At 26.8% G+C, this 14,430-nt stretch carries 12 protein-coding genes; 1 reads left to right on the top strand and 11 read right to left on the bottom strand.

Translation table 11 applies throughout. From position 1 onward, the window contains the following. Positions 1-38 precede the first annotated feature (38 nt). The 10 genes from metK to ACYQ1U_RS04670 form a co-directional block, all read right to left on the bottom strand. Positions 39-1,187 carry a methionine adenosyltransferase gene (metK, locus tag ACYQ1U_RS04715; protein WP_459884862.1) on the bottom strand — a complete coding sequence of 383 codons (1,149 nt, stop codon included), beginning with the start codon at positions 1,185-1,187 and terminating at the stop codon, positions 39-41. Positions 1,188-1,263: 76 nt separating this feature from the next. Continuing rightward, positions 1,264-1,737, bottom strand: a complete 474-nt coding sequence (locus ACYQ1U_RS04710; protein WP_459884860.1) for an IS1 family transposase — start codon at positions 1,735-1,737, stop codon at positions 1,264-1,266. Beyond that, positions 1,727-1,906 carry a helix-turn-helix domain-containing protein gene (locus ACYQ1U_RS04705; protein ID WP_459884858.1) on the bottom strand — a complete coding sequence of 60 codons (180 nt, stop codon included), beginning with the start codon at positions 1,904-1,906 and terminating at the stop codon, positions 1,727-1,729. Before ACYQ1U_RS04705 ends, ACYQ1U_RS04710 begins: the two co-directional genes overlap by 11 nt. Before the next feature lie 323 nt (positions 1,907-2,229). Continuing rightward, positions 2,230-3,591 (bottom strand): hypothetical protein, encoded by a 1,362-nt coding sequence (locus ACYQ1U_RS04700; protein ID WP_459884856.1) that lies wholly within the window; start codon positions 3,589-3,591, stop codon positions 2,230-2,232. Positions 3,592-3,820: 229 nt separating this feature from the next. Continuing rightward, the gene (gene metE / locus ACYQ1U_RS04695; RefSeq protein ID WP_459884854.1) at positions 3,821-6,079 is read right to left on the bottom strand and encodes a 5-methyltetrahydropteroyltriglutamate--homocysteine S-methyltransferase; all 2,259 of its coding nucleotides are present in this window, start codon (positions 6,077-6,079) and stop codon (positions 3,821-3,823) included. A gap of 244 nt (positions 6,080-6,323) precedes the next feature. Further along, positions 6,324-7,445 carry a hypothetical protein gene (locus ACYQ1U_RS04690; protein WP_459884852.1) on the bottom strand — a complete coding sequence of 374 codons (1,122 nt, stop codon included), beginning with the start codon at positions 7,443-7,445 and terminating at the stop codon, positions 6,324-6,326. Then, positions 7,442-8,086 (bottom strand): uracil-DNA glycosylase, encoded by a 645-nt coding sequence (locus ACYQ1U_RS04685; protein ID WP_459884850.1) that lies wholly within the window; start codon positions 8,084-8,086, stop codon positions 7,442-7,444. Before ACYQ1U_RS04685 ends, ACYQ1U_RS04690 begins: the two co-directional genes overlap by 4 nt. Before the next feature lie 206 nt (positions 8,087-8,292). After that, positions 8,293-9,771, bottom strand: a complete 1,479-nt coding sequence (locus ACYQ1U_RS04680) for a mechanosensitive ion channel family protein (RefSeq protein WP_459884848.1) — start codon at positions 9,769-9,771, stop codon at positions 8,293-8,295. After that, complete coding sequence (aroB, locus tag ACYQ1U_RS04675) at positions 9,768-10,793, bottom strand: 3-dehydroquinate synthase (RefSeq protein ID WP_459884846.1); 1,026 nt, start codon at positions 10,791-10,793, stop codon at positions 9,768-9,770. The genes ACYQ1U_RS04680 and aroB overlap by 4 nt, the downstream gene beginning before the upstream one ends. Further along, a complete protein-coding gene (locus ACYQ1U_RS04670) occupies positions 10,777-12,186 on the bottom strand; it encodes a TrkA C-terminal domain-containing protein (protein WP_459884844.1) in 1,410 nt (469 codons plus the stop codon). Before ACYQ1U_RS04670 ends, aroB begins: the two co-directional genes overlap by 17 nt. Positions 12,187-12,469: 283 nt before the next feature. Here ACYQ1U_RS04670 and tgt point away from each other — a divergent pair, with 283 nt between their 5' ends. Continuing rightward, positions 12,470-13,588 carry a tRNA guanosine(34) transglycosylase Tgt gene (gene tgt, locus ACYQ1U_RS04665; protein WP_459884842.1) on the top strand — a complete coding sequence of 373 codons (1,119 nt, stop codon included), beginning with the start codon at positions 12,470-12,472 and terminating at the stop codon, positions 13,586-13,588. A gap of 15 nt (positions 13,589-13,603) precedes the next feature. Here the strand turns inward: tgt and ACYQ1U_RS04660 are convergent, their stop codons facing one another. Then, a complete protein-coding gene (locus ACYQ1U_RS04660) occupies positions 13,604-14,428 on the bottom strand; it encodes a hypothetical protein (protein ID WP_459884840.1) in 825 nt (274 codons plus the stop codon). Positions 14,429-14,430: the final 2 nt, after the last annotated feature.

Here is a 14,430-nt window from a genome sequence, read left to right as displayed (position 1 = left end):
AGAGATTTATACTTTTATTTGTTTCTATTTGTTACAAGCTATTTTAAGCCTAAATAATCTTTAATTTCTTCTACTTTATCAAGTCTTTCCCAACTAAATTCTTCTCTTCCAAAATGTCCATAAGCTGCTGTTTTTTTATAGATAGGTTTTAATAGATCAAGTGATGTAATAATTCCTTTTGGTGTTAAATCAAATATTTTTTTAACTGCTTCTTCAATTTTTTTCTCGTCTACTTTATTAGTACCGTGAGTATCTACATAAATACTTACAGGTTCAACTACACCAATTGCATATGCAATTTGAAGTGTTAATTTTTCAGCTACACCTGCAGCTACTAAATTTTTTGCTACATATCTTGCAGCATATGCTCCACTTCTGTCAACCTTTGTAGGGTCTTTTCCACTAAAAGCCCCACCTCCATGAGGAGCTGCCCCTCCATAAGTATCTACAATTATTTTTCTACCAGTAAGTCCAGCATCACCTTGAGGACCACCAATTACAAATTTTCCAGTAGGGTTTATAAAATATTCAACATTTTTACTTAACATATTAGCTGGGATTACTTTTTTAATTACTTCTTCAATTACTGCTTCTTTAATTTCAGAGTAGTTTATATCTGGTTCATGTTGAGTTGATACCACTACTTTTTCAACACTAACAGCTTTCCCATCTACATATTTTACACTAACTTGTGCTTTTCCGTCAGGTCTAAGCCATGGAATAATTGCTTCTTTTCTTGCAATTGCAAGTCTTTTTGTTAGTTTATGAGCAAGCATTATTGGAAGTGGCATAAATTCTGGTGTTTCAGTACATGCATATCCAAACATCATACCTTGATCACCTGCACCAATTTCTTCACCTCTCTCTACTCCTTGGCGAATATCTGGACTTTGTTCACCAATTCCGTTTAGTACACCTGCAGTTCTATAATCAAATCCATATCTTGCATCAGTATATCCAATTTCTCTAATAACCTCTCTTGCAATTTCTTGCATTGGTGCATATGTCGTGGTTTTAAGCTCACCTGCAATAATACAATAACCATTACTAAGAAGTGTCTCACATGCAACTTTTGCGTTAGGGTCTCTTTCTATAATATAATCAAGTATAGCATCACTTATTTGGTCTGCCATTTTATCTGGATGTCCTTCAGTTACACTCTCACTACTAAAAAGATATTCTCTCATTAATTCTCCTTAAGATTTTTTTAGAAGTATAACATATAATTGAACTCTCTAAAAAAGTATAAATTGAGGGCACTGACTAAATGGCAATTTTATGACCTTTAAGATTAAGTTCAGCAAAAAACATAGCGAGTTTTCGATTAAGCCATTCAAAAGACTTGGCATGAGATTTTGTTTTTCTAACAAGATATGATATTTTATCTCTCATTTGTGAATTTAAATTTTCAATTAAATTTGTATATTTTGATTTTTCTTGAGTTGCTTGTTTTCCATAAACATTTGAATATGCAAAATGACCGTCTGTATAATATTTTTCTGCCTTTGGTAAATCAAAATTAAAAGATAATAAACTTTCTATGTTTTTCTTTTTTGATAAAAAGTAAAAATAGAATTTTCTACCTGTTTTAGTAACTCCCACTGTTGTCCATACATAAGCTTTATTACCTTTTTTACCATAAAAAGTATAAAGTTCATCTAAACAAAGATATGAAAACACTAAATTAGCTTTTTTCAAAAGATTTACAAATAGTTTATACAACTCTTCATACTCCATAAGTTTTTTTTAAATGATATTGAACTGTTCCTAATTCTACTCCAATAACTCTTGCTATTTTTCTTAATTCCATTTTCTTTGAAAATAGTTTAAAAATCATCTCTTTTTGTTCTTGAGTTAATCTTTTATATCTTCTATATTTCTTCCCTTTGTTAAATCCAACTTTCATTAGATTAACCTTTTTCTAAAAAAAAGCATTTTCTGTTCCTATTTAGTCAGTGCTAAATTGAGCAAATGTTTATTATTTTAACTTGAAAAATTTGCGTTCGCTAATAAAAGCGAAAAAAGTGCGCTAAACTCCACAGGGGAGCCTTTAGCGTTTGCACTTTTTAGCAAAATTTTGCAAGTGATGCGCAGAAAAAATGATAATACCAATTGACAATGGAAAATGGACAGTGGAAAATGATGAAAAGTATTGAAATAATAGGAGTTTTAAACATTTTTAAAGTAACTAACTAATTGAGAATTGGTGTAATTTTTTAGAATATTAAATTATTTAACAATACCTTTATAAAAATCAAAATTTAAACCTATAGAAATTATAGCTGTATTTAGTTTTCCATTAAGAGCTTTTATTTTTCCAAAACTTACAAAAAATTTTTTATATTTTAATCCTGTTTCTATTTTTGTAATCATACCACCACCTACATCTATACTTCCACCACCTGCTGCCCCAATCGAACCTCTTATAAAAATGTTATTGTATTTAAATTCCCCTCCAAACATACCAACTGCATAACCACCACTATCTCCATTATAAGCAGCACCAGCATTTACAAATATCATAAAGTTTTTTTTGAGATATTGGCCTATATTTATATTTATAACGTCTAGTCTTTTAGAGTTGTTAGTTTTTCTAATAGTATTTGATGGTAGATATGATTCAGAATATATAGAAAAATTAAATTTTTTTAAGTTAAACTGTAAGAAATTATTTCCTGTTGTTAAAAAAGCAAATTTTTTGTTTAGAGAAATCTTTCCATATAATGCCTTAATACCTTTAGGAGCGCTTATATAACCAACAGAAGTATTTAAAAAATTGAAATTACTTTGTGTTTCAATTTTATAAATAAATCCTCCTTTTGTATTAACTCTTCCACCACCTCCAGCTCCAATTGCTGCTTTTAGATTTATATATTTTAACCTTTTACCTATACCAAAAAGATACTCTGCATATCCATCACTATCTCCTTTAAATGCACCACCTGCACTAATATACGTAAAATAATTTTCATAATCTTTTGAAATTTCAGTACCTATTATAGTAAATTTTTTTTGTTTTATTCCAGTTGTAGTTTGTGAATTTATTGGTAAATATTCGAGTATGAAAGGAGAAAAGGAAATTTTTTCTATTCCATAAATTCCATATAATTTTTCAGGAATTTTTGTAAAATAAACGTCCTTAAAATTATAATCAACTATAAATCCAATTTGAGTAGAATTTATTTTTCCATCTTTAAACTTTATGTGATTTATATTGAAACCAATATTATAATTTTTGTAAGGATATAAAATTCCACTATAAACTTTTAGCATAAGACCACTTCCTTGTGGTGCACTACCACCACCTCCGCCACCGATAAATATACCATTATCCAATATAATTTGTTTAATAGGGAATTTGATGCCTCCTGCAATTCCTCCTGTAAAAAATCCTCCTCTTTTTCCTGTGATTGCTGAATAAATACTTATTCCTAAATATTGTTTATCGAAGTTAAAAAAATATGAAGTTTCAAGTAAGCCTAAATTTTCATTATTAAATTTTAAATTTTGATATGAAAGTCTAAACGAGTTATTAGTAATTTCAGCAAATAAAAAATTTGTTATTAAAAAAATTAATAATTTTTTAAGCATTCTTTTGAAGCTTTTTTAATAAAGGCTATAATTTTTGGAGATGAAGAGTCCCACACAAAGTATTGATATGTAAATCTATTAGTTAATTTATTATAAATACATTCGCAATATTCATATTTATTGGGCAGTGAAGAGTTTTGTATACAGTCATGCATAAATTGAAATCTAATTTCAAGCGGATAATAAAAAGAAAATAAAAAAACAGGAGAGAAAAGAAGGATTTTTTTCATTATTTTAATTTATTTCTAACTATCTTAGCAGCTTCTACCATATTTTTTAGACTTGGTTTAACCTCTTCCCATTTTCTAGTTTTAAGTCCACAGTCAGGGTTTACCCAAACTTTTTCAGTAGGGAGAACTTCTAAAATTGCTTCAATTTGTTCTACCATCTCTTCAGTTGAAGGAATTCTAGGACTATGAATATCATAAACACCAGGTCCTATTTCACCTTTGTATCCTCTTTCTTTAAAGATTTGAAGTAAAGAATTATCACTTCTTGCATTTTCAATTGAAATAACATCAGCATCCATATCTTCAATAGCGTCCATAATATCGCTAAATTCAGAATAACACATATGAGTATGAATTTGAGTTTCTGGTTTTACAGATGAAGTTGTGATTCTAAATGCAGTAATTGCCCAGTCTTCATATTCAGCTCTTTTTTCATTTCTTAAAGGATATCCTTCTCTAAGTGCTGCTTCATCAACTTGAATTACTTTAATTCCAGCAGCTTCAAGAGCTTCTACTTCATCTCTAATTGCTATTGCCATTTGAAAAGCGGTAACTTTTCTTGGTTGGTCATCTCTTACAAATGACCAGTTTAGCATTGTTACAGGTCCAGTTAGCATTCCTTTCATTGGTCTATCAGTTAGGCTTTGAGCGTATGTAATCCATTCAACTGTCATATCTTTTGGTCTACTTACATCACCATAAATTAGAGGAGGTTTTACACATCTACTACCATAGCTTTGAACCCATCCATTTTGAGAGAATGCTACACCATTTAGTTGCTCACCAAAATATTCAACCATATCGTTTCTTTCGAATTCACCATGAACTAATATATCAAGGTCAATTTCTTCTTGAAATTTAACTGCATCGGCAATCATTTTTTTGATCTCTTTTTTGTATTCTTCTTCACTAATTACACCATTTTTATAATCACGTCTAAGTTTTCTAAGTTCAGGTGTTTGTGGGAAACTTCCTATTGTAGTAGTTGGCAATGTAGCATATTTTAAGTTTTCTCTTTGAAGTTTTATTCTTTCTTCAAATGGAACACTTCTATGTTTGTCTTTTTCAGTTAAGTTAGAAACTCTATCTTGAACTATTGGGTCGTGAATTTTGCTTGAAGTTTTTCTTGTAGCAATTGCGATTTTATTGCCTTCTAATACTTCTTTGTCTACTTCACTTAATTCTTCACCTTTTACTAATTTATTAATTACTCTAATTTCATCAAGTTTTTCAAGCGCATAGCTAATCCATGATTTGATATCTTCATCCATTTTTGTTTCATATTTTAGAGTGTATGGAACGTGTAATAAAGAGCAGCTGCTTCCAACGTGAATTTTTTGAGGATCTACTGCTTCAGTTAAACCTTTAATAAATGCTGCTGATTTTTCAATATCGTTTACCCATACATTTCTTCCATTAACAATACCAATTCCTATTTCTTTTCCGGCTTTTGCAAGAGCTTTGATTGAGTTTTCGCTTCCAGCAACGAAATCTAAAAGCATACCTTTAATTGGAGTTCTTGCTAATACTTCATTTGCTTCATTTGAGTGTTCAAAATAAGTAGCTATATAAATATTTGAATCACTAGCTAGTTCGTTATAAACTTTCTCAAGCAGTTCTAAATCTTCATTTGTTGGGTTTGTTACAAAATATGGTTCATCCATTTGGATTTTAATGTTAGGGTTAAGATCTTTTATTTTTGTTAGTATTTCTTTGTAAATAGGAACTAGTTTTTCAATAATTTCTGTTTCAGTTCCATTTATTATTTTAGATAATTTTACATAAGTAATTGGTCCAATGATATTTACTTTTGGCTCAATTCCAAGCTCTTTTGCTTCATTATATTCAGTAACTATTTTATCAATATTTGCACAAAAACCCATATTAATATCAAGTTCTGGCACGATATAGTGATAGTTTGTATTAAACCATTTAGTCATTTCTAAAGCTTTGTGATTTGCATCACCTCTTGCCATTGCAAAATATCTATCAAGTTCGTTTTCAATATCTTTATATTTTTCTGGAACAGCATTTAGAATTACTGTCATATCAAGCATATTATCATAAAAACTAAAATCGTTAATACTAATTAAGTCAATTCCTGCATTTTTTTGATAAGTTAAGTGTCTTTTTCTTAAATCACTAGCTGTAGATTTTAATTCATCTTGAGTTATTTTACCGCTCCAATAACTTTCAAGTGCTTTCTTAAGTTCTCTTTGTTCCCCAATTCTTGGGAATCCTACTACGTATGTTGCCATTAGTTTTCCTTTTTTGTCGAAATTATATCAAACAAATGGAAAATGGACAATAAAAAAATGGACAATGGAAGGCACTGACTAAATAAAGCGAAACAATTGCAAATTTTAGTGAAATAAAAGCGTTAAAAAAAGCATTTTGTTTAAGCGTAGAGTTAATACTTTTTAGCTTTTATTGAGCGTTAAAAATTTTCACTCTTGTTGAGCGTATTTAGTCAGTGCCACAATGGAAAAGCATTTTACATTTTCAATTTTCAATTAACTTAAACGCTCCATTTATTATTTGGTAAAGTTTAGTTTTATAATCTACTTGATTATTAAATATGTAAAGTTTAAAATCATTCATATAAAATTTGTCTTCGTTAGTTTGAATATTATAAATTTTATTTAAAAGTATTGATGAATCGTAATTTAGCCAATTATATTTTATATCAGAGTTTACTAAAAGGTTGTAATCTTCTATAAGAATAGGGGGATTTAAAATAGAATTAGCAACTATTAGTTTTTTTATATCCTCAGGTTGAGTTATACCTATTAAAAGAGGGTCATAATCTATTTGAGTTGCTAGTTGAAGTTTGGTTTCTATTTCTTTATAAGTTATGTTTGAGAGAATCTCAGCACTTTTACCAGCACTTGTATTAAAAAATATAAAACTATTGTTTAGATCATTATAATTAATTTTTGGATATGTAAATGATAAAATTTTCAAATTTAATTCGTTTTCATATTTAAAAAGTTTATTTGAAATAGAAGTATTTTCATTAATTGCAACTGTTTTTTTATCGTCTATAAATTTGGCTAGCTTATCTATTTGAGCTTTATAATCAATTCCTCCAAAGTAAATGTTTGAAGTAGTGTTAAAATCAATATCTTTTTTATGAAACACAGGTATATAAAATCTAGTGTTATTATATTCATTTAATGATTTAATATAGTTTTTGTCAAGTGTATAAACTAATACGTCTTCGCATTCTTTAGTGACTTCTTCTAATGATTTATCAATATTAAATACTGATATGTTATATTCTACATTTTTATTTATTAAATAAGCATTTAATGAGTTAATAATTGATGGAGTGAATTTAAAAAAATTTTTTTTATCAATTAACACACATACTTTAATATTTGGTTTTATAGAAATAAAATTGTCTTCAAATGTTATTTCTTGAATAGGAGTTTTGGTTTTATTATTTTCATTGGTTAAATTGTTTTCATTAGTTACATTGTATTCAAAAGTTAAATTATTTTCATTATTCAAGAAAGCTTTTTGATTTGTGGCTTCTTTAGAAGAATTTATATCTGAAATTTGAAATGTAAATTCACTTGCAAATAAAAAGCTACAAAAGAGTATTAAAATTATTTTTTTCATAGCATACTCTTTATAAGTAAAAAATCTTTATAAGCTTCTTTTTTTGCACTTGGATTTCTTAGTAAAAAGCTTGGATGATATGTAGGTATCACTTTTTTCCCCTTATATTCGAAAATTTGCCCTCTAACTTTGCTTATAGCTAAGTCACTATTTAATAAGTACATAAATGCTGTTTTTCCTAAGCATACTAAAATTTTAGGTTCAATTATATCAATTTGTTTTAAAAGATATGGTTTACAAGTTTCAGCTTCTTCAATACTTGGGACTCTATTATTTGGTGGCCTACATTTTACAATATTTGCAATGTAGACATCGTTTCTATCTAATTCTAGCACATTTTCTATAATTTTTGTAAGAAGTTTTCCAGCTCTTCCTACAAAAGGACGTCCTGTCTTATCTTCCATTTCACCAGGACCTTCTCCTATAAACATAATTTTAGCATTTGGATTACCTTCACCAAATACTACGTTAGTACGAGTTTTACCTAAATCACAAAGTGAACAGTTTTTACAAATGTTTTCAAGCTCTTTTAATTCATTTGGCATATCTATTTTTTTTTCAACACTTACAAAGCCATCAAAATAATTAACTCCTGCTTCTTTTAACTTATATAAATATTTTAATTTAATTAAGTTTTTCATTTGTTATGCCTTATTGTGTATTAGTTATTAGTTAATTGGTTATTGTAATTGGTTAATTGATATTTTTCACCTTTCATTTTTCATTTTTCACCCGACCACCAAACATTGGTGAAAGTTAGTAGAGGTTAGTAGAGGTTATACCTCTAATACCTTTAATACCCCTAATACCTGGTGGTCGGAGGTTTGCTTCGCTCACTCTTCACTTTTCATTTTGAACCTGGAACCTGGAACTTTGAACTTGGCAAATTAATACTATACGTAGGATATGCAATATTTATGTCATCTTCTTTTAAAAAGGCTTCTAAAATTTCCGATGAAATTGTGCTTCTTAAATTTAATGTTGCATAGTTATTTAAATACCAGCAACTAATAGTAATTCCATTGTTATTTATAAATGTAAATACGCGAGGCTCTACATTTGCATTTTTTATATGATAAATTGCTTTTAGTTTTTTTATTCTTCTTTTTGCAATGTCTGTGTAACCTTTTGAATATTTTTGAACAATTTCTTTTGCTAAATAGACAGCTTTTTTGTAATTTGAATCAAATGTAATAGTTATATCAATACCATCCCAAACAGTTGATAATCCATGATGAGTATAATTGAATATTGGATTTGTAAAAACTACATTATTTGGTACAAAAACAATTCTCCCAGCTCTTCTAGTATATAAATACGTTGTTAAAGTTACATCTTCATATAAAACAATTTTAGTTAAAGTAATATCAATTATATCTCCTACTATTTTTACTTGTCCATTTTGAAGATATATTTTTATTCTGTCACCTACCTTAAAATTACCGCTAGTCATTATTACAAACCATCCAAAAATATTCATAAACCAGTCTTTCATAGCAATAGCAATACCTGCTGAGGCAAATCCAAGTATAGTAATTAAATAAGTTGCATTATTTATATAAAAAAAAGAGATAATTAAAATAATAACAGTTATATTTATAAAGTTTAAGATTTTATTGATGATATAGATTGATTCATCTTTAACGTATTTTCTTACGGCAACTTTAATAAAAGTAAAAATTAAAATACTTATTGCTATAGAAATTGCTAAATATATTAATTTGTTTATTTCTTTTTGAATAGAATCTTTTACTTTTTGATTGTAAATTTCTGCTTGAGTTTTTATTGTTTTTAGTTTTGTATTATAAACGTTACTTATAGTTTGAAAATCATCTATTAATTTTTCAAGATGACTAACATTTTTACCTTTTTCTTCATATAGTTTTTTAAGCTTTATTAGGGTTTCAAAAGTATGTGAAAAATTATTATAGTTATTTTCGTTTTGTTGTATGGTGTTTTTTAATTCTTTTTCATAATTTAATCCATTAAAAATTCCAAAAGGATTGTTGATTTCTGGTGGTTTTGGTAAATCTTTTAGTTTTATCAATGTGTTAAATATATTTTGATTGTTTTTAAGCAGTTCAAGTTCAGTTTGAATACTAAGAAATTTTTCTTTATATTTTTTTGGATTTAGTCTTGCTAATCTTTTATATTTTTTATACTCTTCTTCAAGTTTTTTGTAATTTAGATAAGATTGATAGCTTAAATAAAATTCATTTTTTTTAAGGTTGTTTTCAATATAATGAATTTTTTCATCTATTAAATTTGAATTATTATTTTCTTTTGCAAATAGAAAAATAGCTAAAAAAATAGCTATTATTCTCATTGGCTAAACTTTTTTAAAACTTTTATTACTTTTTCTTTAGGTATATCTTTTACTATTTTATATTGTCCTATATTTTGAGGAATTATGAATTTAATTTTATTGTCAGTAGTTTTTTTATCTAAAAAGAAATGAGCGTAAAACTCCTCAGGATTATTTATATTAAAATCAGTTGGTAAATTATATCTTTTTAGAAGCTTTTTAATATCTTGTGCTTCTTTTTCACTTAAAAATCCTAGTTCTTTTGATAACTCATTTGCCATAACCATTCCAATTGCTACAGCTTCTCCATGAAGATAGGTTTTATAGTTTGTTAGATTTTCAATTACATGCCCAAAAGTATGCCCATAATTTAGCACACTTCTAATTCCTTTTTCTTTTTCGTCTTGATTTACTACTTCAGCTTTTAATTCTACTGCTCTTTTTATCATTTCTTCGAGTGTAAGTTTATCATTTTTAATGTTTTCGAAAAATTCTTTATCAAACATTACAGCCATTTTTATAATTTCGGCCATACCTGCACTAAATTCTCTTTTTTCAAGAGTTGATAGAAAATGTGTATCAATATACACTGCTTCTGGCTGATAAAAACTACCAATTAAATTTTTTCCATATTTGTTATTTATACCGGTTTTACCACCAACACTACTATCCACCATAGCTAAAAGTGTTGTTGGAATTTGAATAAATTCAACTCCTCTAAGGAAAATACTTGCTGCAAATCCTGTCATATCTCCTATTACTCCGCCTCCAAATGCAATAAGTACTGAGTTTCTATCAAATTTAGCATCAAAAAGTCTATCAAGTACATATTCAATGCTTTGCCAGTTTTTATATTCTTCTCCATCAGGTAAAGTTATAATGATTAACTCTTTTGCTTTTAATTTATTTGTTAGATAATTTATGTGAAGGCCAGATACTTTTGGATTTGTGATAACTGCTACTTTTTTATTTATTTCTATTTCAGGTAATTTTTCAATTAAAATATCATAAGTTTTATTTGGAGTTTTAATTGCCACTTTCATTTTCATCCTTTATTGGAATTAAAAATTGATTGAATTTGTCTAGAAGTATATAAGATTCTTCTATTTTTGGAAATAGTAGTTGTCTAATTTTATTTCTTGGAACTTTAGCAATAGCTTCTATAAGACAGATATTGTTTTCTTTTTTTAGAAGTTTTATTGGATTTTCTTTTGCAGTTATAAATTCAAGTTTTGTAAAATTAAATTTTTTAGCTAAGTTTCTTAGATATTCAATTATATCTTTATGTGAGTTTTCTGGATCAATATCAAAAAATTTTATTTTAATATTTAACTGATATGATAAATCAAATACTACTGGGGCAATTCTTGTTATATATTTATCATTTAAAATAACACTTAAGGAATTACATTTTTTAATTGATTCTTCACCAATTTTTATAAGAGGTTTTTTTAGTTTGAAAAATAGCTTTTTATAGTTATAAAAAAAGTGATTATTTGTAACAATAATACCGATATTTAATTTTTTTATATCTAATTGTAATACTTTTTTATATTCAGTTTCATAATAATCTGTTGTAATATCTATGTTTGAGAATTTATATAATTTATATATTCTTGAAGTGATTGATGGGTTTATTATTTTTATTATTAATTTTTTATTTTTTAATTTTCTATGCAAATAAAGAGCTGTTTTTAAAAGTTTTGAGATTTCATTTTGAGTCATATTTTTCATATCTAGTAGTAGATATATATTTTGTCCATATGGCTGAGGAAATGCACCAACATTACTTTTTATTTGATTAAATATTTCTTTTAATTTTTGAGGATTTCCTATAAGTAGTAACTTGTCATTTGGCAAGATCATCATCTCTTTGTTTATTATTTTTAATTCATTATTTCTATAAATAGCGGCAACTTTAACGTCATATCTATTAAAAACAGAGGTTTGTTTATATGTAAAAGGAGAATGAGGAGGAACTTCTACTTCCATTATTTCACCAATACCAAGACCAATATCTCTCGCATAAAGAGGAACATTTGGTAAAAAATCAATAATTTTATTTGTAATTATTTCGGGGGCATCAATAATTTCAATATTATTAATCTCAGGTAATTCAAAATCAGTCCAAAACTTTATAAAAAGAATAGGAGTTTTATAGTGCTTTATTTTTTTAAGCACAAAAAGAGCTTCTTTTTTGTTTTTTATAAATACAATAATTTTATTAAAATCTTTTCTTAATATATGTTTATATAATTCATATGCAAAGAAGTTAATTTTATAAAAAAATAAATTTTCTTTTTCTTCAAATGAGTTTTTAATTTCATTATCTTCATAAATTATATGAAATTCTGCTAAGTTGAGATGATTATCACTAATTTTTTTTATAAGTAGAGTTGATTCATTTGATCCAGCAAAAATTAATATTCTATTCAAAAAAGACCTTTTTTGTAGAATTATAACATATATAAAAAAGTTAAAAGTGAAAAATTAAAAGTGAAAAATTAAAAGTGAAAAATTATAATAGTTTTGATTAATTTTATACTTTTTAGTCTTAATAAAAGCTTTATAAGAGGTTAATAATTAGTTAATATACCTTTAGCTTTTAGCAAAATTTGTATAGTTTAGCCATATATACTAATGGTTGGATAAAACTTTTCATTTTTTACTTTTAATTTTTAACTTTGTTTATTAGTATAATTTCAAAAAAAGGAAATTAATGGAGTTTAAAGTAGATAAAGTTGACGGTAAAGCAAGGGCTTGTACTATAAAGACAGTTCATAGTGAAATAAAAACACCAATTTTTATGCCAGTAGGTACAGTAGCAGCGGTTAAGAGTCTTGATGCCATTGATATGACTGAAATTCTTAATGCACCTATAATTTTGGGAAATACTTATCATTTATATCTCAGGCCCGGTGATGAAGTAATAGCCAAACTTGGTGGACTTCATGGATTTAGCGGATATAAAAGAAGTTTTTTAACAGATAGTGGAGGATTTCAAGCATTTAGTCTAGGAGATAATGTAAAAATTACTGATGAAGGAATTTGGTTTAAAAGTCATATTGATGGCTCTAAACACTTTTTTTCGCCTGAGAAAGTTATTGATATTGAGTATAATCTAAATAGTGATATTATGATGGTTTTAGATGATTTGATTCCTTTACCAAATACTAAGGAAAGAATAAAAAAATCAATTGAAAGGACTACTAATTGGGCATACAGAAGTTTAGTTCATCATATAAAAAAAGGTAAAAAAAATAATCTCTTTGCAATTATTCAGGGTGGAACTGATTTTGAATTTAGGAAAATTTCAGCTGAGTCTCTTGTAAGTTTAGAATATGAAGGATATACATTTGATGGATTTGCAATAGGAGGGCTTAGTGTAGGGGAAGAAAATGAGCTAATGTACGACACTATAGAAGCTACAACACCTTATATGCCTTTTGATAAACCAAGATATCTTATGGGAGTTGGAACACCTGAAGATATAATTGAAGCAATTGATAGAGGTGTTGATATGTTTGATTGTGTAATGCCAACAAGAAATGCAAGAAATGGATATCTTTTTACTTCATTTGGGACACTTAGAATAAAAAATGCAAAGTATAAGTTTGATAATAAGCCAATTGATGAAAAGTGTAACTGCTATACGTGTAAAAATTACTCGAGGGGCTATCTTAATCATTTGTTTAAAGCAAAAGAGCTTACTTATTTCAGGCTTGCAAGTATTCACAATCTTGCGTTTTATTTAGATTTAGTAAGGAAAGCCAGAGAGGCTATTATTAAAGGAAATTTTAGAGAGTTTAAAAAAGAATTTTATTCTAAAAGAACTTAGCAAGTTTGTTTAATTTTATGTTCTAAATCTTGTTGGAAGTCTTTTAAACTCTAAATTTTTTTCTTTTTTTATTATATTACCATTTTTGTTAATTTCTATAGTAATATATTTTTCTGCTCCCATATAGTCTTGAGAGACTAGTTTAATTACTATATTTTTATCTTTTACATATACTTTTTTTGGAGTATCTTCCATTCCAAAGTCATATATATTAGCCCATAAAATTTTATTATTTTTTACAAACACTACTAGTAAATCTTCTTGTGGATGCTGTATTGAACCCACTATTAAATATCCTCCATTATATTTTATTAAAAACTTTGGAAATTGGTTTTGTTTTGCTTCAAAAACTTTTACTTTTCCATTTTCATAAAGCTTAATATCTGCTCCATTTTTATATGTTAATAATAAAACTGTAGTAGAATTGTTATTTATTATTGCATCTTGTGGAATATCAAATTTATCTGCTATATATTTTTGACTTTTAATTTCTAAGTTTTTATCTAATTTTAAAATAATAGGTCTATTTTTAGTTTGGTCATAACCAATTAAGAATATATAGTTTTTATTACTAATTAATTTATGTCCTTCAATAAGTTTTGGAATTATTTTCTTTTTAACTAATCGATAATTTGAATCTAGCTTATAAATAATTAAGCCATTTGAGTGAGGCATGTAAAAGTAGTAATCGTTATCAATTTTTGTTAAAGCACTTTTTGATATTTGATACTCTTTTATTATTTTATCTTCAATAGAAGTTTCTTTTAGTTTTTTGTCTATATTTATATTGTTTACACATCCTAAAAAAATAAGAGGTAAAAGGTATACTAGTTTCTTCATGT

It is taken from the genome of Caminibacter profundus, from assembly GCF_054657155.1.
This window is presented reverse-complemented; position numbering and strand designations above follow the sequence as displayed.